This is a genomic window from Gordonia aquimaris (assembly GCF_026262595.1).
Lineage (GTDB): Bacteria > Actinomycetota > Actinomycetes > Mycobacteriales > Mycobacteriaceae > Gordonia > Gordonia tangerina.
In genome coordinates this window covers 110,742-133,013 of the sequence record NZ_JAPKFM010000008.1, presented here as the reverse complement: position 1 = coordinate 133,013, position 22,272 = coordinate 110,742, and the positions used below count along the sequence as shown (strand labels likewise).

General features: G+C 67.2%; 27 protein-coding genes. 9 read left to right on the top strand and 18 right to left on the bottom strand.

Features of this window, described 5'->3' with window-relative positions; translation table 11 throughout:
- Positions 1-116: 116 nt before the first annotated feature.
- From OSB52_RS10215 to OSB52_RS10175, 9 genes are all read right to left on the bottom strand, one after another.
- Positions 117-413, bottom strand: coding sequence for a WXG100 family type VII secretion target (locus tag OSB52_RS10215; protein WP_235725020.1), 297 nt, complete (start codon positions 411-413; stop codon positions 117-119).
- A 91-nt stretch (positions 414-504) separates the two neighbouring features.
- On the bottom strand, positions 505-828 hold the full coding sequence (locus OSB52_RS10210) for a WXG100 family type VII secretion target (protein ID WP_235725019.1): 324 nt from the start codon (positions 826-828) through the stop codon (positions 505-507).
- A 126-nt stretch (positions 829-954) separates the two neighbouring features.
- The gene (locus OSB52_RS10205; RefSeq protein ID WP_266061553.1) at positions 955-1,770 is read right to left on the bottom strand and encodes an ESX secretion-associated protein EspG; all 816 of its coding nucleotides are present in this window, start codon (positions 1,768-1,770) and stop codon (positions 955-957) included.
- A 1-nt stretch (position 1,771) separates the two neighbouring features.
- A complete protein-coding gene (locus tag OSB52_RS10200) occupies positions 1,772-2,821 on the bottom strand; it encodes a PPE domain-containing protein (RefSeq protein WP_266061552.1) in 1,050 nt (349 codons plus the stop codon).
- Between the two features lie 50 nt (positions 2,822-2,871).
- Positions 2,872-3,177, bottom strand: a complete 306-nt coding sequence (locus OSB52_RS10195; protein WP_235725016.1) for a PE family protein — start codon at positions 3,175-3,177, stop codon at positions 2,872-2,874.
- 70 nt (positions 3,178-3,247) lie between these two features.
- Positions 3,248-4,585: a hypothetical protein gene (locus OSB52_RS10190; protein ID WP_266061580.1), complete on the bottom strand. Its 1,338-nt coding sequence runs from the start codon at positions 4,583-4,585 to the stop codon at positions 3,248-3,250.
- 53 nt (positions 4,586-4,638) lie between these two features.
- Entirely contained in the window at positions 4,639-4,947 is a 309-nt protein-coding gene (locus OSB52_RS10185) for a hypothetical protein (protein WP_235725015.1), read from the bottom strand.
- 138 nt (positions 4,948-5,085) lie between these two features.
- Positions 5,086-5,412, bottom strand: a complete 327-nt coding sequence (locus OSB52_RS10180) for a YbaB/EbfC family nucleoid-associated protein (protein WP_235725014.1) — start codon at positions 5,410-5,412, stop codon at positions 5,086-5,088.
- Positions 5,413-5,421: 9 nt separating this feature from the next.
- Complete coding sequence (locus OSB52_RS10175; RefSeq protein ID WP_308203665.1) at positions 5,422-5,895, bottom strand: hypothetical protein; 474 nt, start codon at positions 5,893-5,895, stop codon at positions 5,422-5,424.
- A 336-nt stretch (positions 5,896-6,231) separates the two neighbouring features.
- Between OSB52_RS10175 and OSB52_RS10170 the strand changes: the two genes are divergently transcribed.
- Entirely contained in the window at positions 6,232-7,431 is a 1,200-nt protein-coding gene (locus OSB52_RS10170) for a CaiB/BaiF CoA transferase family protein (RefSeq protein WP_266061578.1), read from the top strand.
- 154 nt (positions 7,432-7,585) lie between these two features.
- Positions 7,586-9,139, top strand: a complete 1,554-nt coding sequence (locus tag OSB52_RS10165; protein WP_266061551.1) for a MinD/ParA family ATP-binding protein — start codon at positions 7,586-7,588, stop codon at positions 9,137-9,139.
- A gap of 13 nt (positions 9,140-9,152) precedes the next feature.
- Here the strand turns inward: OSB52_RS10165 and OSB52_RS10160 are convergent, their stop codons facing one another.
- Positions 9,153-9,833: a DedA family protein gene (locus OSB52_RS10160; protein WP_266061550.1), complete on the bottom strand. Its 681-nt coding sequence runs from the start codon at positions 9,831-9,833 to the stop codon at positions 9,153-9,155.
- A gap of 234 nt (positions 9,834-10,067) precedes the next feature.
- Here OSB52_RS10160 and OSB52_RS10155 point away from each other — a divergent pair, with 234 nt between their 5' ends.
- A complete protein-coding gene (locus OSB52_RS10155) occupies positions 10,068-11,168 on the top strand; it encodes an alpha/beta fold hydrolase (protein WP_372512393.1) in 1,101 nt (366 codons plus the stop codon).
- 53 nt (positions 11,169-11,221) lie between these two features.
- Positions 11,222-11,749, top strand: coding sequence for a TM2 domain-containing protein (locus OSB52_RS24995; protein ID WP_266061548.1), 528 nt, complete (start codon positions 11,222-11,224; stop codon positions 11,747-11,749).
- A 62-nt stretch (positions 11,750-11,811) separates the two neighbouring features.
- Here the strand turns inward: OSB52_RS24995 and truA are convergent, their stop codons facing one another.
- From truA to infA, 8 genes are all read right to left on the bottom strand, one after another.
- Complete coding sequence (truA, locus tag OSB52_RS10145) at positions 11,812-12,639, bottom strand: tRNA pseudouridine(38-40) synthase TruA (protein WP_235725044.1); 828 nt, start codon at positions 12,637-12,639, stop codon at positions 11,812-11,814.
- A 66-nt stretch (positions 12,640-12,705) separates the two neighbouring features.
- The gene (gene rplQ, locus OSB52_RS10140) at positions 12,706-13,341 is read right to left on the bottom strand and encodes a 50S ribosomal protein L17 (protein WP_235725010.1); all 636 of its coding nucleotides are present in this window, start codon (positions 13,339-13,341) and stop codon (positions 12,706-12,708) included.
- Positions 13,342-13,400: 59 nt separating this feature from the next.
- Positions 13,401-14,453: a DNA-directed RNA polymerase subunit alpha gene (locus tag OSB52_RS10135; RefSeq protein ID WP_235725009.1), complete on the bottom strand. Its 1,053-nt coding sequence runs from the start codon at positions 14,451-14,453 to the stop codon at positions 13,401-13,403.
- A gap of 80 nt (positions 14,454-14,533) precedes the next feature.
- Positions 14,534-15,139, bottom strand: a complete 606-nt coding sequence (gene rpsD / locus OSB52_RS10130) for a 30S ribosomal protein S4 (protein ID WP_266061546.1) — start codon at positions 15,137-15,139, stop codon at positions 14,534-14,536.
- Between the two features lie 23 nt (positions 15,140-15,162).
- Positions 15,163-15,570 carry a 30S ribosomal protein S11 gene (gene rpsK, locus OSB52_RS10125; RefSeq protein ID WP_160900678.1) on the bottom strand — a complete coding sequence of 136 codons (408 nt, stop codon included), beginning with the start codon at positions 15,568-15,570 and terminating at the stop codon, positions 15,163-15,165.
- Positions 15,570-15,938 carry a 30S ribosomal protein S13 gene (rpsM, locus tag OSB52_RS10120; RefSeq protein WP_235725006.1) on the bottom strand — a complete coding sequence of 123 codons (369 nt, stop codon included), beginning with the start codon at positions 15,936-15,938 and terminating at the stop codon, positions 15,570-15,572. Before rpsM ends, rpsK begins: the two co-directional genes overlap by 1 nt.
- 218 nt (positions 15,939-16,156) lie before the next feature.
- Positions 16,157-16,270, bottom strand: coding sequence for a 50S ribosomal protein L36 (rpmJ, locus tag OSB52_RS10115; protein WP_040515091.1), 114 nt, complete (start codon positions 16,268-16,270; stop codon positions 16,157-16,159).
- Between the two features lie 77 nt (positions 16,271-16,347).
- On the bottom strand, positions 16,348-16,569 hold the full coding sequence (infA, locus tag OSB52_RS10110; protein WP_005170487.1) for a translation initiation factor IF-1: 222 nt from the start codon (positions 16,567-16,569) through the stop codon (positions 16,348-16,350).
- 540 nt (positions 16,570-17,109) lie between these two features.
- On the opposite strand from infA, the gene OSB52_RS10105 reads away from it, so the two are divergent.
- Genes OSB52_RS10105 through OSB52_RS10085 form a run of 5 tightly spaced genes read left to right on the top strand, consistent with a single transcriptional unit; the run spans position 17,110 to position 22,267 of the window.
- Complete coding sequence (locus tag OSB52_RS10105) at positions 17,110-17,967, top strand: ABC transporter permease (protein WP_235725005.1); 858 nt, start codon at positions 17,110-17,112, stop codon at positions 17,965-17,967.
- A 4-nt stretch (positions 17,968-17,971) separates the two neighbouring features.
- Entirely contained in the window at positions 17,972-19,024 is a 1,053-nt protein-coding gene (locus OSB52_RS10100; RefSeq protein WP_266061543.1) for an MlaD family protein, read from the top strand.
- Complete coding sequence (locus OSB52_RS10095; protein WP_235725002.1) at positions 19,021-20,049, top strand: MlaD family protein; 1,029 nt, start codon at positions 19,021-19,023, stop codon at positions 20,047-20,049. Before OSB52_RS10100 ends, OSB52_RS10095 begins: the two co-directional genes overlap by 4 nt.
- The gene (locus OSB52_RS10090) at positions 20,046-21,152 is read left to right on the top strand and encodes an MCE family protein (protein WP_266061542.1); all 1,107 of its coding nucleotides are present in this window, start codon (positions 20,046-20,048) and stop codon (positions 21,150-21,152) included. Before OSB52_RS10095 ends, OSB52_RS10090 begins: the two co-directional genes overlap by 4 nt.
- Positions 21,152-22,267: an MlaD family protein gene (locus tag OSB52_RS10085; protein ID WP_266061576.1), complete on the top strand. Its 1,116-nt coding sequence runs from the start codon at positions 21,152-21,154 to the stop codon at positions 22,265-22,267. The genes OSB52_RS10090 and OSB52_RS10085 overlap by 1 nt, the downstream gene beginning before the upstream one ends.
- The last annotated feature ends 5 nt before the right edge of the window (positions 22,268-22,272 follow it).

Sequence of the window (22,272 nt, the reverse complement as noted above, 5' to 3'; positions counted from 1 at the left end):
CCTCGCGCGTCAGCCGATGATGACGGTGCGCCGCCGAGCCCGACAGACACAGCGAGGAGGGCCCACCGGCACAGGTGGCCGGTGAGCCCTCCCCGGGTGTGACCGTTCGGGTGTGACTATCCGTGGAACGAGGCGCCGACGGACCGGTCGGTCTGCATCATCCGCTCCGCGGCGTTCGAAACGCCCTGGCCGAGGCCGCTCAGCTGGAGTCGCGCTTCCTCGAACAGCTTGTCCCAGTGCGCCTGAGCAACGCGGTAGGACTCGGCGCCGTCCTGCGAGATCCAGTTGCCGCCGAGTTTGTTGACCTCGCTCTTGAGCTGGTCGGACAGGTGTCCCAGCGCGGCGAAATGGCGATTGAGGTCGCCGGACAGCGTGTCCAGGCCGGCGAAGTCGTACTTGATGGGTTCAGACATGGTGGCTCCCCCTATTGAGGTATCAGTCCTGATGAGATTGGGCTGATGAGATATCGGCTGATGGGATGTGGGCGTACGCAGCGTCGGTGGATCAGAGCTTGAGGTGACCGACGCTCGACGTGATCGCCTGGGCGATGTCCTCGTCGTGCTCCGCGTACCCCTTGAACCCGGTCGTCAGCTTGCCCTCGATCTCGTCGAGCGCCGCCTGCAGTTTCTGCGCCGTCCCACTCCAGTCGGTCTGGGTGGTGTTGTAGGACTTGGCTGCAGTGCCGCCCCACGTGGCCATGCCACTCTGTGCCGAACTCTCGATCTGCCGCAGAATGCCTCGCATCTGTTCGACGATCCCCGCGATCGACTGCGATGACGCCTGTGCGGCAACAACATCGAGATTCAGTCCCGACCCTTCACCGGCCATGCTTGTTCTCCTTCTGTGTTTCGGCACCGCACGGCGATGCCCCGGTGGTATCCGCGGAAAAGTGGCCCGCTCGCGATGCTCCCGGCGCCGGCGACACAGATACCCTGACTATTTCCTCCGTACGGTTCACGGCATCCACCGCCCGTCGGGCAGCGTCTCGATCAGCAGGCCGACGGCCTGCGCGATCCGGTGAGCGCCACCCGGCGACAGCGTGGTCCACACGCGCCCGTCCGGAGACTTGCTGGGACTGGCGACGACTCGTCCACGATCGGTGTCGAAGATCGCCAGTGCACCGCAAGATTGTGTGCTGCCACTGCTCGACCAGGAGACCGCGACGATCTCCGACCGGGTGTGGCAGCAGGTCAATGCCGAGGCGAGCACGACCGCGTCGGAGCCGACAGCCCCGAGTGCATGCAACGCGTCGGCGATGTCGTTGGCGCCGTGGCAGCCGGTGAGCCGCTCGGTCAGTTCCGTGGCAGGAGCACTGAGGCCGCCGAACTCGAGCGGTTCGACGACGTCCAGTTCGCGCGCCACCAGCAACCCGACCTCGGATTCACCGGTGACGCTCACCAACCGGAGATCCACCTGCTCACCGGCCCGGCGCGCGATGACATGGTCGTGTCCGCTGCGCGCCACGCACGTCCGCCGAATCTCGGCCGCACCCGTACCCATCGTGCGGATCTCCAGCTGCCGCTCCGGTGTTCTGAGCACCCGCAGCGCGGTGGCCAGCCAGGCCACCGGCTCCCCGGCATCGATGAGACCGCGCTGCCCGATCTCGCGATCGGCAGCGGCGCGGATGGCATCGAGGTCGTCGCCATCGGCATGCGTGGGCCAGAGGTCGAGCACGACCGGCCAGGTCTGCACGTCGCTGTACTCGCCCAGTCGTCGCAACACGTCGACGTCGAGGCGGGCGGCCGGGGCGTCGGCGCTGAGTTGCCACATGTCAGAACCCCTTCCCGTGCTCGAGCGACAGTGTCTCGTCCAGGTAGCGACGGTCGAGGGTTCGACTGTCGGCGAGGTCCTGGGTGTGCGTCACGGCAGGACTCTGCGCCATGGCCACATCTGCCCAGGTGGCCAGAGGTTCGGCTTCCACCTCTGCGGCCGCCGCTTGTATGTCGGGTTCGGGCGCCGACGGCCCGCGGGTGACGAACCGATCGGCGCTGCCCGCACCATGCGGTGACATCGGTGGGGCCAAGGGCCCCGCGTGCGGAGACGGCGTGGGTTGGCTCGCCGGTGCCGACGACGTGGTGGGCGCGGGACCTCCGCCGGCCAGGATGGTGGGCGCGTAACCCGTCTTCTCCGGAGGCGGCATGACCATGCCCGCCAAGGGCAGCCCGACAGGGGCCGTCGCCGCCGCGATGGGCGCCGGTTGCGGCTGGGGTGGTGCCGGTGCGGCCGCACGGGACGCGGCTTCCCGTGCCGCCCGCTCGGCGGCAAGTGCTTGCCCCGATACCAGGTTCGGTGCAGGAGCGGCGCCGCCCCACGGAGTCGCCGCCGAGTCCGATGCGGCCTCGTAGGTCTGCATCACGCGAGCGGCCCGCAACCGCTGGTCGTGCAGAGCACGTTCTGCCTGGGCGGCGGCACCGACAAGCGCCGGTGCGACTGCGGCGATCGTGCTCGCAGTACGCATCGCCTCCTCGGCCAGGTCGACCTCGGCCAGATTCGGCATCGTCATCCGGGCGACGGTCACCGCGGCCGCCTGCGCCTCGGCACGGGCGGCGTTGCGGCCCGCGGCTGCCGCGGCATCGGCGAACCATGGGGCCAGGCGACTCAGGGTCTCGAACGACTCACTGGTGTGCACCGACTCCCAATGGATGCCGAGCGCAGCCAGAATGGTCCCGTATTCGGCTGCCGCAGATGCCAACTCGGACGCAACACGACTCCACGCCAGCCCCGCCTCGGCGAGCGGGGCTGGTCCGGCGCCATCACCGAGATCCGAGGCGAGTTGCTCGGTGGTGCGGGCGTCCCAGACGACACCGGTGAAGCCGGTCACTGTCACCTCTCCTTCCTGGCGATGATGGGTGGGCGGTCTGTCAGGTCACGTCAGATGCGGAAGCCTGCTGCGGCGTCGTCTTCGCCGCGGGCGTATCCGTCGGCTTGGGCACGAAGCAACGCCGCGATCTTGCGGAGCTCCTCGACGCCCTTCGCGGAATCCGTCGCGAAGGTCTCGGCCACCGAGTTGAAACTCGTCGCGGACACCTGCGATACCTCATCACGACCGGCCGCGGGGACACTCAGGGCGGGCACGGCACCACCCAGAGAGGTCTCCAGCCGCTCGGCCAGGCGGTCGAGTCGGCCCGCCGCCGTGACGAGTTCGGTGGGGTCGACGTTCAAGTGCGAATCTGCCATGTCTTCCTCGTTCTGGTCGGTTCGGTTGGTCAGTGCGATGAGCAGGCCGGTGAGCTCGGGTCGACGACGCCTACGAGCTGTCCGACGGATCGGGTTGCGGGTTCGACGGCGGGCCCAGTCGCAGTTCGATGTCCGGAGATGCCGAAGCCGCAGGCTGGTCGTCCTCCTGACCGATCACTGCGGGCACCACATCGGGGACCTCGCCGACGACCCGCTGGCCGTTGTCCTCGGTCACCAGATAGTCCGGAACCTGATGCTCCTCGGTACCCGCGCCCGCACCCGCGCCGCGAGCGGCGCCGGCGCCGGCCATCGGAGCCATCGATGCCGGCATCGCACCGGTGGAGGTCACCGCACCCCGGGGGGTGGTGGTCGGGCCCGATGCGGCCGGCTCGGTCATCCCGACCGAAGGGGTCATGAACGGGCGAGGCGCCAGCGGAGTCGACGCAGCGCCGACCGCACCGACACCACCTCCGCCTCCGCCTCCGCCTCCGACGCGGCCCTTGCCGCCGGAGCCACCGGCTCCACCACCACCCGGACCACCTGGCCTACCGGCGAGCCCGGCAGCCGTTGATCCGGGCATCGGATCTGCCCGTGCCGCCGACAGCATCCCGGACACCGGCGACGCGATCATCGACGGCAGCTCCGACGCCGACGACACGGCCGGAGAGACCCCGTCCAGCACCGCACTGGCCACGGCGAACGGCGATTGCGTCGCGCCGGCGGTGGTGGGTGCACTGGTGACCGGTACCTGCGCGCCGTTCGCCGTCATCTTCGCGGTGGGCGCGAGTAATTGTGCGCGCGTCACCGCAACCTGGGTGGTCGCCTCGGCGAGACCTTCGGAAGCGAACGCGACCGCCAGCCCCTGCCCGGGTGGGGTCATGATGATCGGAACCGTGCCCGCGATCTTGGCGATGGTAGCCGCGATGATCGCCTGCACCGCGGCGAGACCGGCCCCGACAATGCCCGCAGCGGCCTGGATGTCGATCGACATCCCGGTGCCCTGGGTGGACACATTCGCGGTATCTGCCGTCGCGACCGCGGATTTGCCCACCGCGGCGGTCGACGCCGTGCCGGTCCACAGCTTGTCGAGCGCCTTCACCGCTCCCGATCCCATCGACATGCTGGTCTGCAGCACCTTCGACAGTCCTTCGAAGATCGCCGACGGGTCGAAGTCGGCGCCCGAGAGGTTGCCGGTACCGAAGCCACCGAGGAGGTCGGTCAACGGCTTGATCAACAGGGTGATGTCGATCGGCGGCAGCGGCGGCAGCCCGGGCAGTGGGGGTCCTGGCGGCGGCATCGGGGGCAGAGCCGGCAGACCGTGGCCCGCGAGCACGTCGGCCACACTGGTGTCGAGGATCGGGCCCAGCGGAGATGCATCGATCATCTCCTGCACCGTCATGTGCATCATCGCCGGCACATCCGGCACCGTCACCGGCAACGGCCCGGGGTCTCCGACGCCGGTCACAGGACCGATCGGATGGTGGCCGCGGAATCGCCGTCGGCGCCCTGCATCTGGGCCAGGCCGGCGAAAGTCGCTGCGGCGCTGCCCGCATGCACGGCCGCGAGGTTGCCGACCGACAGCAGGTGGTTGGCCTGCGCGACGATGAACGAGGCCAGGAACTCCTGGCCGATGAGACCGAAGACCGGGACCATCACCGCGGTGTTGGCCGCCGCGTTGATCGATCCGGCGGCGCCGACCGCAGTCGCCATGGCCGCGCTGGTCGCCCCGAATGCCTCGACCGCTTCCGGCACGACTGTCACGTCACTCATCGCTGTCCCTCCCAATTCACCGCTGTGACTTGCTTGCGCGCTCTCGATGTCGAGCGCAACCGCCGCGATTCCCTCTTTGGACGCAGCGGCGTCCGATTCGGTTCCACTCTTGTGAAAGTTTTTTCTCGGTCGTGCCGGCTAGTCGGTCCGTGGCCGGGAATTCACCAGGTCACCGAACGACTCGTTGAACTCCTCGGTGATCGACGCGCGCTTGGCGAATGCCCGCTGAGCCGCCAGCGCGGCGGTGGCGACGATCTGCTCGCCGAGGCGCGGCCCACCCATCTCGTTGGCGCCGGGGGCAAGCCACAGACCGGTGAGCGCTCCGACACCGTCGACCTCCACGGTCACCAGATCGTCTGCCGACGTCTCGCGCACCGAGATCGCCGCGTAGCGCTCGTTGAGCTCGTAGAGACTGTTCAACTGCGCGTGTGCCCGCGCCTCGAGTTCGTCCATCGCCCAACTCATGGCGTCCCCCTACCCTGACCGCAGCCAGGACGCCGGGGCGTCGAGGTCATGGTCGTCGAGTTGCTCGGCACGTGCGAGATCATCAGCCCGCGGCAGCCTCATCGCATCCACCACGTCGCGTTCGACACCCGAGGCGATGAGCTGCTCGCGCAGTCGGATCCCGGCGGCCATCGCGGATTGCCGACACAGCCGCAGGATCTCGTCGGCCACGACCGCGGGTTCTTTGTCGAGTGCCGACTGATCGATCCGCACCGAGACGGGCAATCCCTGCGGCGTGGTGATCACCGCCAGGGAGCCGGAACGTGAGCGTGCGCTCGACAGCGCCTGCGCGGCGTCGGCCGTCTGGTCGTCGCCGGTTGCACCTCTGCGATCTTGGGCGACCCCGCCATCGAGCGCTTCGTCATCCGCGTACCCGTCGTGCGCGAAACCGTCGTGCTGATACCCGTGGTTCGCGTCCCACGTGTGGTGACCTGGTGCGGTCATGGCGACTCCCCCTTCCGGACCCCATCCTGCTGACACTTGGACGCAGCCCGGCCGCGATCGGTTCCCACGATCGACGATGTGGCGATACGAGTCCCCCGACCAACCGTGCGCACGCCCGCGGGTGCACAACAATTCGACCGACGCGTCATAGCGACCGGTCGCCGACGACGATCCTGCCATACCAGCCCGCGACCGCCCACCCAACACTCGGGTTTGCGTTCGTTCGAATGACCTCGCCGACTACCGCACAGCCGTACTCGGCCGCCTCGGCGCCCCACTCACATCACCTCGGACCGGATCGGCGATGCTGGCAGTGTGACGCACACCGACACAGACGTGCCCGGCGCACTAGACGGGCTCCGAGTCCTCGAGCTGGGCACACTGATCGCCGGTCCGTTCGCGGGCCGGCTCCTCGCCGACATGGGTGCCGAGGTGATCAAGGTCGAACCACCCGGGTCGCCGGACCCCATCCGCACCTGGGGCCAGGCCGAAAAGGACGGCCAACGGGTGTACTGGACGGTGCACGCGCGCAACAAGAAGGCGGTCACCCTCGACCTGCGCGCTCCGGCCGGCCGGGCAATCTTCCTCGAACTCGTCGAGGTCGCCGACATCATCGTCGAGAACTTCCGCCCGGGGACGCTGGAACGGTGGGAGCTCGGCTACGACGTCCTCGCGGACCGCAACCCCGGCATCATCCTCACCCGGGTATCCGGATACGGCCAGACCGGTCCGGCCGCGACCCGGGCCGGTTACGCGTCGGTCGCCGAGGCGGAGAGTGGGTTGCGTTATCTGAACGGATACCCCGGGGAGGCGCCCCCACGCCTCGCGCTGTCGCTGGGTGACACCCTGGCCGGGATGTTCGCCGCCCAGGGCACACTTGCCGCGGTGTATCGACGCACCGTCACCGGCCGCGGGCAGGTCGTCGACACCGCGTTGACCGAGGCCTGCCTGGCCGTTCAGGAATCCACCATCGCCGATTACGACCTCGCCGGGGTGGTGCGCGGCCCCTCGGGCACCCGTTTGGACGGCATCGCCCCCTCCAACCTGTATCTGGCGGCCGACGGCCTGCGCGTGGTGATCGCCGCCAACCAGGACACTGTCTTCGGCCGGCTGTGCGGCGCGATGGGCCGGCCCGAACTGGCCACCGACGAGCGCTTCGTGGATCACCGGGCCCGCGGTATCAATCAGGATGAGCTCGACGAGATCATCGCCGACTGGGCATCGCGGCACACCAGCGAGGAACTCATCGACGTCCTGAGCGCCGCCGGCGTCGTGGTCGGGCCGGTGAACACGGTTGCCGAGGTCGTCGCCGATCCGCAGATGCAGGCACGCGAGATGCTCGTCGCCCACCATGACGAGCGGCTCGGCCGAGACGTCCTCGGCCCCGGGATCGTGCCGAAGCTGTCGGAAACGCCGGGCCGGGTGCGCTCGGCCGGGCCTCCGCGACCGGGCACCCACAACGACGAGATCTATCGCGACCTCCTCGGCCTGGACGACGCCACGATGGCGGACCTGCTCCGCGACGGTGTGATCTGATGCACGATCCTCGGCTCGCACACAAGCGATGAGGCGCGACAGCGAGCGGGCAGTCTACATCGCCGCATTCGGCGGGTCGGAAAGTGTTCGTTAGACTCGTCAACGCGCGATGGAATTGCCACCATCGACCACCTACAGGGGGACCTTTTCTCACATGACGTACGACGACTCCGGAAGTTTGGACAATTCCGGTGTGCCGGCGCCCCCTCCATGGCTCCAGTTCGCCGAGCCGGAGCCGACCGAGGCGCCCGCACCGGCCCCGAGTCCCGAAAGCGCGCATCGTCAGCCCGATGTACCGCCGGACCGGCAGCACAACGGTACGGCTGCCGCCGCCGGCGCGCCTGGACACGGCGCCCCGTTGCCGCCGACCACGCCTCCTCCGCCTGGCACCACCCCGCCGAACGGAGCTGCGCAACCGCCCGGTGCGCCCCCAGCCCAGCACACGCCTTCGGCCGGCCCGATGCCCGCGACCGACCCACCGGGCCCTCGCGGTCCCATGCCTACGGCCGGCCCACAGCCGCCGTCCGGCCCACAGCCGCCGTCCGGCCTACAGCCTCCGCACGCGCCGCATTCCCCGAATTCCGCCGCCGCGCCGCAGGGCCCACCGAACTCCTTCGGTGCCCCGCCCTGGCCGGACGCGCCCGCACCCGTGGGTCCACCCCCACAGCCACCGGCCGGACCGCCGCCCGGTCAGCCGCCGATGAACCCGGGCGGACCGTACGGCGGCTACCCGATGGGACCGCCCGGATACGCCGACCCGCAGTCGGGCCCGGCGCTCGATGAGGTCGCCCTCATCCGCAAGGCCCGGCGACCACCGAGCCGAGGGTGGCGGCGCGCCGTGCACACCATCTCCGCCGGAACGATCAATCCGGGTGAGTCGTCGGCCGACGTCGAGTACAAGCGGCTGCTGGAACGCGTCAATCGGCCGGTCCGCGGCGACTACCGGATCGCTGTGCTGTCGCTGAAGGGCGGCGTCGGCAAGACCACCACCACCGTCGGCCTGGGTTCCACCTTCGCGTCGCTGCGCGGTGACCGGGTCATCGCCGTGGACGCCAATCCCGACCTCGGCACCCTGGCGCAACGCGTGCCCCAACAGACCCGCTCCACGGTGCGCGACCTGCTCGCCGATACCAACGTCTACCGGTACTCGGATGTGCGGGCGCATACATCTCAGTCGCCGAGCCGTCTCGAAGTACTCGCCTCCGAGCGGGACCCGGCGATGGCCGAGGCCTTCAGCGAAGAGGAATACCGCGGGGTGATGCGCATCCTGCAACGCTTCTACAACATCATCATCACCGACTGCGGCACCGGATTGAGCCACTCCGCGATGGGCGGGGTGCTCGACCTCGCCGACGCCATCATCCTGGTCAGCTCGCCGGCGATGGACGGCGCACGCAGTGCCGGGGCGACGCTCGACTGGCTGGCCGCCCACGGCTACGCCCATCTGGTGTCGCGCGCGGTGGTCGTGTTGAGTTCATCGCGCCCGGGCGCCTCGACGATCGACACCGATCAGCTGGGCCAGCACTTCCTGACCCGATGTCGAGCGGTGCACAAGGTCCCGTTCGACGATCATCTCTCCGAAGGCGCCGACGTGGATCTCGACCTGGTCAGTAAACAGACCCGACGCGCCTTCGCCGAACTCGCCGCCACGATCGCCGATGACTTCTCATCGGTGCCCACCGACCGCGACGAGCCGTTCTACCAGTAGCCGGTTGGCGGACCTACGACGTCGGTTTCTCGGCGGCGGGCTCGGGATCCGGCTCTTCTGGCCCGGGTTCGGCAGCCCCGTCCTGCGACGTTCGGCGCCCGTTGCGCCAACGCCGCGCGAGATGCAGGGCGGTCGGCACCACCACGGTGAGCACCGAGGCGATGATGAAGACGTCGAGGTGGTCGCGGATGATCGAAACCTGACCGAGGAAGTATCCGAGCGTGATGATGCCCGCCGCCCACGCGAAACTGCCGAGAACGCTGAACATTGTGAAGATCCGGTACGACATCCCGGTGAACCCGGCCACCAGCGGCGTCAGGGTGCGCACGATCCCGATGAACCGGGCGAAGAACACCGTCAGCGCACCGAACCGTTCGAAGTACCGGTGTGTCTTGGCGAGCGGTTCGGGACCCACCAACCGCATCAGCCGGCTCTCCACGACACTGGAGCCCAGCCGTCGGCCGATGGCGTAACCGACCTGGTCACCCATGATGGCTGCGGCGGGCACGGCGATGCACAACAACCACAGCGGCGCGAACGGATCCGGTTGCGCGGCAAACACGCCGGCGGTGAACAGCACCGAGTCGCCCGGGAACACGAACCCGATCAGCAACCCGGTCTCGACGAAGACCAGCAGACACAACCCGATCAGGCCGCCCGTGGCGAGGAAGGTGTCGACGTCGAACGGATTCATCACCTCGAGCCTAATGACGTGGGCGAGAGCCCGGCCGCGTGCGGCGCCGCAGCGGCGCCCGCCCCCCCAGCGTCGACGGACGAGGTTAACTCGATGCAACATGCCGGGCGAGATGTGCCAAACTGCGGTTTACTCATGGGTAAGCACGCCGACGAACGCCGCCGGGCCGACCGGTTCCGCGTACTCGCACGGCGCCCGCAGCCATCACGCAGATGTGATCACCAAGGAGTCACCGTGTCCGGAGCCACACCCCCGCCGGCGGCGGGGCCTCGGAGCCGAACCCACGGCCGCAACGGCAAGAGCCACGCCCTGCGGCCGGTAACCGATACCGAGATCCGCATCGAGTATCACACCATCCACGGGTACCGGCGGGCCTACCGCATCGCCGGCAGCGGACCGGCGCTGCTGCTCATCCACGGCATCGGCGACAACTCGTCGACCTGGGACTCGGTGATCCCCACGCTCGCCCAGCATTACACCGTCATCGCGCCGGACCTCCTCGGCCACGGACGGTCGGAGAAGCCCCGCGCCGACTATTCGGTGCCGGCGTTCGCCAACGGCATGCGCGATCTCCTTGTGGTGCTCGGCATCTCGAAGGTCACGGTGGTCGGCCACTCCCTCGGCGGAGGCGTCGCCATGCAATTCTGCTACCAGTTCCCACGTTTCGTGGAGCGTCTGGTCCTGGTTGCGGCCGGTGGCGTCACGCGGGAGGTCAATCCCGCACTTCGGCTGGTGTCGATGCCGATTGCGCACGAGATCCTCACCCTGCTGCGGGTGCCCGGAGTGGTTCCCTCGTTGCGACTGGCCGCCCGCACCCTGGCCGCGGCACCGCACATCCCCGGTATGCCGGCCGCCGCATCTCCGCGGCGTCTGCTCAACGACCACGAGGACCTGGTGCGCGTGCTGGGTGACCTCGCCGACGCCACCGCGTCGTCTGCGTTCCTGCGCACGCTGCGCGCAGTGGTCGACTGGCGTGGTCAGGTCGTGACCATGCTGGACCGGTGCTATCTCACCGAACGTCTTCCGGTGTTGTTGATCTGGGGCGACGAGGACACCGTCATCCCCTACCACCACGCCCGGCTGGCACATGCCGCGATTCCGCATTCGGAGTTCGAGACCTTCACCGGCTGTGGACACTTCCCATTCCATGCCGATCCGGACCGCTTCACGAAAACCATCATCGACTTCATCGACCGCAACGAGGCCGTAGTGTTCGATCCGGCGAACTGGCGTCATCTGATGTCCGAGGGCCAGCGACTCGGCGAGTTCGCCGGTGACGAGGAGACAGTGGAGGCGGTGCTCGAGGCGATCGAGGACGAACGCAGCGCCACCTGAACGACCACTACATCCGCGCCCGACCACGCCAATGCCCGTGCGATGATGTGACGGTGAGCCACCCGGGACAGCCGCCGAACGACCCGTACCACGATCCGTACGGATACCCCTCCGGTGATCCGCACGGACAGTACCGCTTTCCGCCGGCCGGCGGACAGCCACCGTCGGCGCCCCACAGCGCGCCCGGAGCGGGGCACCAGCCCTGGGGGCCGGCTCCGGTGAATCCGTATCCGCCGAATCCGTACCTGCCGAATCCCTACGGTTTCGCCCCGATGGGCGGTGACCCGTACGCACCGTACGGTCGCGATCCGATGTCGGGACTGCCGTACTCGGGGAAGTCGAAGGTGGTCGCCGGGTTACTGCAGATCTTCTTCGGCACCCTGGGGGTCGGCCGCTTCTACATCGGCGACAACCAGACCGGCGGCATCCAACTCGGGCTCACGCTGGTCGGCTTCGTGACCCTGTTCTTCTTCATCGGGTTCTTCCTGATCCTCGCGGTGAGTCTGTGGGCACTGGTCGACGGGATCATCATGCTCACCGGCGGCGTGACCGACACGCACGGATATCCGCTACGACCGTGACCGTGTCCCGCCGCCGTACCCGAAACCGCCGCTGACTCCGACCGGGCCCGTCCCGACCACGATCAGCCGCCGCAGCAACCGTCGGCGGTGCGGATGTCGCGGGTGACCTCGTTGCGTGCGGCGAGGTCATCGTCGGCGGGGTAGTCGACGCCGACCAGACACAGTCCGCGCGCTTGCGCCACCGGAATCGCGCTGTTGCGGGTCCGCTCGGTCAATAGTCCGCGACACCAGTCGATATCGCGTCGTCCGTCGCCGACGCTGGCGACAGCCCCGACCAGCGAGCGCACCATCGACCAACAGAATGCGTCGGCGCTGACCCGCGCCACCAGCACTCCGTCGGCGTCGGCGGTCCAGTCGAAACGCTGCAGATCACGGATGGTGGTGGCGCCCTCGCGACGACGGCAGAACGCCGCGAAGTCGTTGAGCCCGAGCAGGGTGGAGGCGGCCGCGTTCATGGCCGCGAGGTCGATCGGACGACGCCAGTGCGCGGTGGTGCGGGCCATGATCGGTTCCGCACCCCAGACCGCGTCGGTGAGCCGATACACGTAATGGCGTCGGAGCGCGGAGAACCGCGCGTCGAAATCCCTGTTCACCCGCTCGACGACACGGACACGGACATCATCGGGCAGCATCTTGGCCAGTCTGCCCGTCAACCGCGACGGGTCGCCGGCAATCGAGCGGGTGCCCAGCGTGGCCTCCGGCACGTCGGTATGTGCGACCTGTCCGGTCGCGTGTACGCCGGCGTCGGTACGACCGGCGACGGTCAATCGCACCGGCACACGCAGGATGGTGCCAAGCGTTTCCTCGAGCACACCGCAGACGGTCCGTTGACCAACCTGCGATGCCCACCCGGCGAAATCGGTCCCGTCGTAGGAGATGTCGAGGCGCAGACGGCAGAGCCCGCCGTCACCGGATGTGGTGACGGCGGGCTCTGCGCGCTCTGCTGAGTTCAGCGACTACTTCTTGTCGCCATCGACGTCCGCGCCCGCTGCCTCGGCATCGGGAGCGGTCGCCGCGGAGGACTCGTCGTCCACGGCCTCGGCCACGGCCTCGGCGTTCTCGACGGCCGCGTCGTCGGCGTCGGCCTCGACGGCCTCGACCGGGTTCTCGGCGTCGGTGACGTCGGCGACGTCGCCTTCGGTCGCGACGACCTCTTCGGTCTCGCTGAGCTTCTCCTCGGCGGCCTTCTTGGAGGCGGCGACGCGGGTCGCGCGGCTGGCCTCGCTCGACGCGGTCGACTCACGCACCAACTCGATCACAGCCATCGGGGCGTTGTCGCCCTTGCGCGGCAGCGTCTTGATGATGCGGGTGTAGCCGCCCGGACGATCCGCGAAGAACGGACCGATCTCGGCGAACAGCGTGTGCACGACATCCTTGTCCCGGATGTCCTTCATCACCTCACGCCGATTGGCCAGCGAGCCGGCCTTGGCGTGGGTGATCAGCTTCTCGGCGTACGGACGCAGCCGCTTCGCCTTCGCTTCGGTGGTGGTGATCCGGCCATGCTCGAAGAGCGAGGTGGCGAGGTTCGCCAACATCGCCTTCTGGTGGCTGGCCGACCCGCCGAGGCGGGCACCCTTGGTGGGCTTGGGCATTTCTCTTCTCCTCGAAGAAACTCACGATCTCTCGACCGGAAGGGTTTGGGGCGAGCGCCTTACAGCTGCTCGGTTTCAGCGAAATCCTCACCGGAGTCGGCATCGAACGATGCGTCATCGGTCCACGTACCGGTTGCCGGGTCGTAGCCGGCGACCTGCGACGGGTCGAAGCTGGCCGGGCTGTCCTTGAGCGACAGACCCAGCGCGTGCAGCTTGACCTTGACCTCGTCGATCGACTTCTGGCCGAAGTTGCGGATGTCGAGCAGATCCGACTCGGTCCGGGCCACCAGCTCGCCGACGGTGTGCACACCCTCGCGCTTGAGGCAGTTGTAGGACCGCACGGTCAGCTCGAGATCCTCGATCGGCAGGCTGAACGACGCGATGTGGTCGGCCTCGGCCGGCGACGGCCCGATCTCGATGCCCTCCGCCTCGACGTTGAGCTCCCGGGCGAGCCCGAACAGCTCGACCAGGGTCTTGCCCGCCGAAGCGAGCGCGTCGCGAGCGGTGATCGAGTTCTTGGTCTCCACATCGAGCACGAGCCGATCGAAGTCGGTGCGCTGCTCGACACGGGTGGCCTCGACCTTGTACGTCACCTTGAGCACCGGCGAGTAGATCGAGTCGACCGGAATCCGGCCGATCTCGGCACCCGACGCCTTGTTCTGCACGGCCGGCACATAGCCGCGGCCCCGCTCGACGACGAGCTCGATCTCGAGCTTGCCCTTGTCGTTCAGGGTGGCGATGTGCAGGTCAGGGTTGTGCACGGTGACACCGGCCGGAGGCACGATGTCGGCGCCGGTGACGGTGCCCGGACCCTGCTTGCGCACGTACATGGTGACCGGCTCGTCCTCTTCGGAGCTGACCACGAGGCCCTTGAGGTTCAGGATGATGTCGGTGACATCTTCCTTCACACCCGGGACGGTGGTGAACTCGTGCAGGACACCGTCGATGCGGATGCTGGTGATCGCAGCTCCGGGGATCGACGAGAGCAGGGTACGACGCAGCGAGTTGCCGAGGGTGTAGCCGAATCCCGGCTCGAGCGGCTCGATGACGAACTTCGAGCGGTTCTCGGCGATGATCTCCTCGGTCAGAGTGGGTCGCTGTGAGATGAGCATTTCTGTGTTCTCTCCTTTGGCCTACCGCTATTTGAAGGCCTCGAGGGTGAAACCGAACAGCCAGGTGGCTGCTGGCTGGACTACTTGCTGTAGAACTCGACGATGAGCTGCTCGGTGAGCGGCACGTCGATCTGAGCGCGCGCGGGCACCTGGTGCACGAGAATGCGCAGCGTCGACGGAACCACCTGCAGCCACCCCGGAACCGGACGGTCGCCCTGGATCTCCTTGGCGATCTGGAACGGGACGGTCTGCAGCGACTTCGGCCGGACGTCGATGATGTCGTACTGGCTGACCCGGTAGCTGGGCACGTCCACGCGCACACCGTTGACGGTGAAGTGACCGTGGGTGACCATCTGGCGGGCCTGACGACGGGTCCGGGCCAGGCCGGCGCGGTACACGACGTTGTCGAGGCGGGTCTCGAGCAGCTTCAGCAGCTCGTCACCGGTCTTGCCGGTACGACGGTTGGCCTCTTCGTAGTAGCGACGGAACTGCTTCTCCATCACTCCGTAGGTGAATCGGGCCTTCTGCTTCTCCTGCAGCTGGAGCAGGTACTCGCTCTCCTTGATCCGCGAGCGGCCATGCTGGCCGGGCGGGTAGGGGCGACGCTCGAACGCCTGGTCTCCGCCGATGAGATCGACGCGCAGACGACGGGACTTCTTGGTTGCGGGGCCGGTATAACGAGCCATGTTTTCTCTTCCTCCCTTTCCCGCTAGACCCGACGCCGCTTGGGCGGACGGCAACCGTTGTGTGGCTGCGGGGTGACATCGGAAATGGTGCCGACCTCGAGACCGGCTGCCTGCAGGGAACGGATGGCGGTCTCGCGACCCGAACCCGGTCCCTTGACGAACACGTCGACCTTCTTGACGCCATGCTCCTGGGCCTTGCGCGCAGCATTCTCCGCGGCGAGCTGAGCAGCGAACGGGGTGCTCTTGCGCGAGCCCTTGAAGCCGACATGACCCGAGGACGCCCAGCTGATGACGGCGCCGTTGGGCTCGGTGATCGACACGATGGTGTTGTTGAACGTCGACTTGATGTGTGCGTGGCCGTGCGGGACGTTCTTCTTATCGCGACGGCGGGTGCCCTTCTTGGGGCCTGCGCTACGTGACTTGGGTGGCATTACTTCTTCTTCCCGGCGATGGTCTTCTTCGGGCCCTTACGAGTACGGGCATTGGTCTTGGTGCGCTGTCCGCGGACGGGCAGGCCACGACGGTGACGCAGACCCTGGTAGCAGCCGATCTCGATCTTGCGACGGATGTCGGCCTGCACCTCGCGACGCAGGTCACCTTCGACCTTCACCGAGTTCTCGATGTATTCACGCAGCTTTGCGACATCGGCGTCGGTGAGATCCTTCGCCCGGAGGTCGGCAGAGAGCCCGGTCCCCTCGAGGATCTCCTTGGAGGTGGTACGACCAACTCCGTAGATGTAGGTCAGTGCGATCTCCAGCCGCTTCTCGCGGGGGAGATCCACACCAGCAACACGTGCCATGTGGCGTTTCCTTTACTTCTCAGAGGTCTGCTCCCAGTCCGTCCCCGACTCTTCTTGTGGTGATTGATGCTGCGGGGCCCCGGCCTCTGAACCGGGGGTGGGCGCCGACCCGTATGTCGACACTGGTGCTGGGAGGGCTTCACAAAGAATGTTCAGCTCTTCGATGCATATTCAGTTGTGGTCGGTAACTCTCAAGCGACCCCGAGGGGTGCCGATGATCAGCCCTGACGCTGCTTGTGACGCAGGTTGTCGCAGATCACCATGACCCGCCCGTTACGGCGGATCACCTTGCACTTCTCGCAGATCGGCTTGACGCTCGGCTGAACCTTCACGTCCGCTTCTCCTTGACTTGTCCGGGCACGACCCAGCCGCACCCGATCCTGTCCTCTCCCGGAAACCCGGGGAAGTCCTACTTGTACCGATAAACGATGCGCCCACGACCGAGGTCGTAGGGCGAGAGTTCCACGACGACCCGGTCCTCGGGCAGGATGCGGATGTAGTGCTGCCGCATCTTGCCGCTGATGTGGGCAAGAACCTTGTGCCCGTTCTCCAACTCAATGCGAAACATCGCATTGGGCAGGGGTTCGATCACTCGACCCTCGACCTCGATGGCCCCGTCTTTTTTCGCCATGTCCTCCGCGATCCTGGCTCCTGGTCGGCGGAGATCGCCCATGCGATCCCATGACACGAAGCCCGGTTGAAACCGTGTTTATCCGTTAGTGTGTGGACACCGATCGTCGCCGACCGGCCCCATCGGTGCTGACACCCGCCGGAACCGCCTCGCCGGCCCGTGGGCTCGAAGACATGCGGATACCGGCATGCGAAGCACACCGACGTTCAATGTTACGCGAACTGGCAGTTCAGACCAAACCGCCAGGAGTTGAGACAACCGCGCACTCCCCGCGCTGCCGCGCACGTCGCGACATGCGCGGCACCGTGACAGATGCGCGGTTGTGACGAGTCGCGCCGACACAGCGGCAATACAGCGGCATTACAGCGCCAATGAGGTGTGCGGCCCCACAGCGCGAATTCGGTGTGATGTGGGACACTTGACCACATATATGATACATATGACTTGAAACACGCCACCAGCTGTTGGCTGATGGACGCACACGCGCTCGGTTCGTCGTCGCACACGACTCGGGGGAACGAAGGATTTCGGGGGAAATTCATGAACGCGCCATCGACGTACGCTCCGCCGTGGGCCAAACCGGTGGCCAGGGCGGTCCATGGCGCGGACACGTCCCTGGCCTACGTGGGCCAGTTCCTCACCTTCGTCTACTACACGATCCGCTACATACCCACCACCTTCGTCCACTACCCGCGGCAAACCGTCCGCGCCGTGACCGACCTCGCGTGGGGTCGTGGCGCGGTGATCGTCGGAGGTGGCACAGCCCTGGTCATGGCCGCTCTGGGCATCGCGGCCGGCGCGACCGTAGCGGTGATCGCCCACAGCACCCTCGACCTCGTGGGACTCGGCGCGGTCTCCGGCGCCGCATCGTCGTTCGCGATCACCCGCGAGTTCGCGCCGATCCTCGCCGCGGTGGCCTTCGCGATCCAGGCCGGATGCCGCATCACCGCCGAGGTCGGTTCCATGCGGATCAGCGAGGAGATCGACGCGCTCGAGGTCATCGGCGTGCATGCGATGGCCTTCGTTGTCACCACGCGCGTCATCGCGGGCGTCCTCACCACCATCCCGACCTTCCTCGTCGCACTGGTCGCCAGCTACCTGAGTAGTTCATTGGTCGTCGGGTTCCGCGATGAGTCCGTGGGAGCCTACGAACACTATTTCGACCAGTTCCTGAACTTTCCGGACCTCGTGTTCGCGACGATCAAATGCGTCGTCTTCGTGGTGGCCGTGACCCTCATCCACTCCTATAAGGGCTTCTTCGCCAGTGGCGGCCCGGAAGGTGTCGGGGTCGCCTCCGGTCGGGCCATCCGCGCCAGCCTGGTGTCGATCATGATCCTCGATCTGATCCTCACCGTGGCGTTCTGGGGTATCAACTCTCCGTTCAGTTTCCGAGGCTGATCCGATGGCCGAATTCCGTATTCCCGGGATGTCCGCCGACACGGCGACCTACCGACGACGCGCACTCGCCTTCCTGGCCGCCTCCGTGGTGTTCGTCGGCGCTGTCGTGGTGATCGATCGGGCGATCCCGAGCGACTCGATCCGGATCACCATGTCCACGTCATCGGTGGCCGGTGGTATCCAGCGCGGTGCGTCGGTGGTCCTCAACGGCTCACAGGTCGGCCGGGTGGCTGACGTGACCACGCCGGCACCGGACACCTACGAGATCGCGCTCGATCTCGACCCCGAGCGGATGGGCGCGTCTACCGACATACTCACCGACACAGCGATGGTCAGCTACGCGCCGGAGAATCTCTTCGGTATCGCCGCCGTGGTGCTCTACGGACAGCCCGGAGGCGCCCCGTTGCACGACGGGTCGAGCTTCTCCCCACCGGAACCCGAGGACGCAACCCTCAACACGCTGCTCCACAACCTGAGCGACCTGCAGAACGAGGCGTTCGATCCGTACGTCGGCGGCGTCCTGGACATCGCCAACCAGGCCACCGGCGGTTTGCTGCCCCTATTCGGGGCCATCGGCCAGATCGCCAGCGACATCGCCGACACCCAGGTGGTGACCCCCGCCGAGACCCTCCCGCAGTACACGCAGCTGATCGGACAGGTGCGTGGCGCCGTCGACGACCTGTTGCCGCCGATCAAACAGATCATGGACTGGCAGGCGCCGCGTGCACCCGGATACCTCGAGGCCTCCGAGAAGGGCCTCTCGGCCACCGCCGGTCCGTTTGTCGACGACCTCACCCGCCTCCTCGGTCCGGATGCGCTCGGGATGACCGCGCCGCTGATGCCGGTGCTCACCGAGATCATCGGTCGGGTCCAGCAGACCTTCCCGGACAGCCGACGCAACGGTATCCAGATCGCCACCCTGATCGAACGTTTACGCAGGTCGCTGCCCGACACCCCCGACGGCCCGGTCCTCAACGTGGACGTCGTGCTCAGGTCGACGCCGGGTCTGGCGGCAGCGTTGCAACTGCCCACCGGTGGACCGGCGGGCCCCCGATGACCAGCTTCCGTCGCGCCCTGGTGTACCTGATCGTCTTCGCGGTGATGACCGTTGCCGGGGGCTTGTTCATCAACAATGCGATCGACCGTCCGGTGTCGAACGTGACCCGCACCTACACCGCCGACTTCACCAATGCCGCCGGCCTCAAGGCGGGCAACGACGTGCGGGTGCGCGGTGCACGGATAGGCAAGGTCACGGCCATCGAGGTGCACCACGCTCCCGGCGACGCGACGAGTGTCGCTCGGGTCGAGTTCGAGCTGTCGGGCGATGCCCGGGTTCATGCCAACAGCACCCTGGCCATCCGCTACCTCAACCTGACGGGCATCCGTTACGTGGACCTGCAGGACCCGGAGCAGCCCGGCGACCCGGTTGGACAGGACGAGATCATCGGCACTGCCTCGACGACGCCGTCGTTCGACGTCACGACGGTATTCCACGGTCTCGCACCGGTGTTCGCGACGATGAGCCCGGAAGACATCAACCACTTCTCGGAGAGCCTGTTGGCCGTGGTGGAGGGCGACGGCTCGAGTTTCAGCGAATTCGTGAGTTCGCTGACATCCATGATGCGGCTGGTCGACAACCGGTCCGAGGTGATCAACACACTCGTCGACAACCTCGCCGAGCTGTCCGGCGCGGTCGACGGTCGCGCCGAGTACATCGATCCGATCATCGGCTACATCTCGCGTTTCGGCACCGTGCTCGCCGAATGGACCCCCGATCTGGAGGATCTCGCCAACCACACGGGCGACCTGCTGGTACAGGCCGACTACCTCCTGGCCGCGCTCGGCGTGCAGCCCAACCGCACCCCCGACGCCGACTTCCTGTTCAACCAGATCAAGCCGATCGGTGAGGCCGCCATCGGACTGCTCTCGCTGTCGCCCGGCATCCTGCAGTCGATCAACTCGGTGCTGCCGGCGACCGACGCGGCACAGGTCGATCGAACATGCTCGGCCGGCGCGGCCGAGATACCTGCCGACGTGAAGCTGTTTCTGCGTGGAAGCCAGGTGACCTTGTGCAAACGATGAACTACGACACCCTCCGCGAGGACGGCACGTCCATGCCCAAGCTGTCGGGCCTCGGTTCGGCGATCCGCGGACTGTGGGACCGGGGCATCGGTCTGGTGAACCGCATGACCGACCACAAGCCGATGTCCAATCGAGGTCGCCGCCGCTCCGAACTGCGGTGGGGCATCGCCGGTGTGGCCGTCACCCTCGTCGCCGCGCTGATCGCGATGGGTGTCTATTGGCTGAGCCCGGGCCATTACCGGGTCGTCGCACAGTTCGACGAGGCCGGACAGATGCGAGTCGGCAACAGCGTCCGGGTCGCCGGTGTGCCGGTCGGCACGGTCAAGAGCATCGAGCTCGCAGATGACCACGTCGACGTCGAGATGGCCGTGCGGTGGGGTACATACCTCGGCGACCAGACCCGTGCCGACGTCAAGATGCTCACCATCGTCGGCGGCTCCTTCGTCGACCTGACGACCGCGGGCGACCGACCACTGGGTGACGAGCCGATTCCGGCCGCGCGCACCACGGTGCCCTACAGCCTGATGCAGACCTTCCAGACAATCCAGCCCAAGCTGGCGAAGATCGATGCCAACCCGCTGCGCACGACCATGGCCGACTTCGATGAGGCGCTGACCGCCAACCCCGGCGCGCTGCGCACGAACATCGGCGTGATCAGCTCGATGCTCGACAACCTGCAGCAGCGCCAGGATCAGTTCGGCTCGATGCTGCGATTGGCGGCCGACTACGCCGAGCAGATCAACGCCAACGGCGACGTGATCACCCAGATGGCCCGCAACCTCAGCAGCTTCATCTCCGAGTACGCCGTGTTCGCACCACGTCTGAACGTGGTGCTCGAACACACCGGTCTGCTGCTGCAACGACTGCGCGGTCTCGCCCTGCTCTATGACGACGACATCCAACCCTTGATCGATCAGCTCGACGCGATCGGCCGCGACTTCGGACCGGCGCTCCAGCGCTACACGCCGTTGATCGAGCAGGGCCGCGACCTGATCAAGCGGCTGGAAGGCATGGTGGCGCCGGACGGTTCCATCGTGATCGACCAGAGCAACCTGGTCCTGTCGTCGGACTACTGCGTACCGATGGTGGGGGTGGCGTGCTGATGCTGGTGAAGATCCTCGGTTCGAAGTGGCTGATCTCCGGTATCTCGATCACGGTGGTGGTCGCGACACTGGCGGGCCTCTACGTCGTCGGCTCCGGACTTACCGGCAAGCAGCAGTACTGCGCGGAGTTCGACGACGCCATCGGGCTGTTTCCCGGCAACCACGTCACCCAGCGCGGTGTCACCGTCGGCACCATCACGTCGGTGGAGCCCGGTCCCGGCACCGCGATAGTGCGGTTCACCGCCGACGGTGCACAGCGACTCCCAGCCGAGGTCAAGGCGGCGACGGTCGCGCCGTCGGTGATCGCCGTCCGGCAACTCGCTCTCATCGGTGACGACACCGACGGCGACACGCTGAGCCCGGACACGTGCATACCGCGCCTGTCGACCAATACGCCGGTGTCCATATCGGAGTCGCTGGAGAGCATCTCGACAGTCGCCAAACAGCTCACCACCGCGGGCGGGCCCGATGAGCTGAAGAACGTGCTCGGATTCGTCGGCAATCTCGACGACGAACTCGCCGGCACCGGGCCCGAGCTCAACGCGTTGATCAAGAAGCTCGCGATGCCCGCGAACAGTCCGATCGACGGCGCGCTCGTGGACACCGCACGCATCGTCGACAGCGTGAGCGCCATGTCCACCGGCCTCGCCGGCAACTGGGACTTCCTCGAGAAGTTCATCACCGAGATCACCGGGGTGATCCAACCTCTGGTCCTGCCGACGGTCGGTAACGTCGTCCGCATCATCGCGGCCGTCCCGGAGACGATCAACCTGCTGACCAACGTCATCTCGCACTACGGTCACTTCGTCTGGCCCGCGCTCGACGTCGTGGTGCCGGTCGCGCGCGTGCTCGGTGCCGGCATGCGGAACTTCGGCGACATCCTCGGCATCGTCCCGGTTCTCATCAAGGCCTTCGACATCTCCTTCGATCAGAAGTCGTTGGGCCTGCGTATCCGGTACACACCGCCGACCACCCGCATCCCCGCCAAGAATCCAGAGCTGACATGCGCGAACATCAACCGCCTCGTCCCGGGCCAGTGCACCGTCACCGATCCCGACGGGATGCAGGTCGACGCCATCACGATGGCCCTGATGATGACCGGGGCCAAGCCATGAGAATC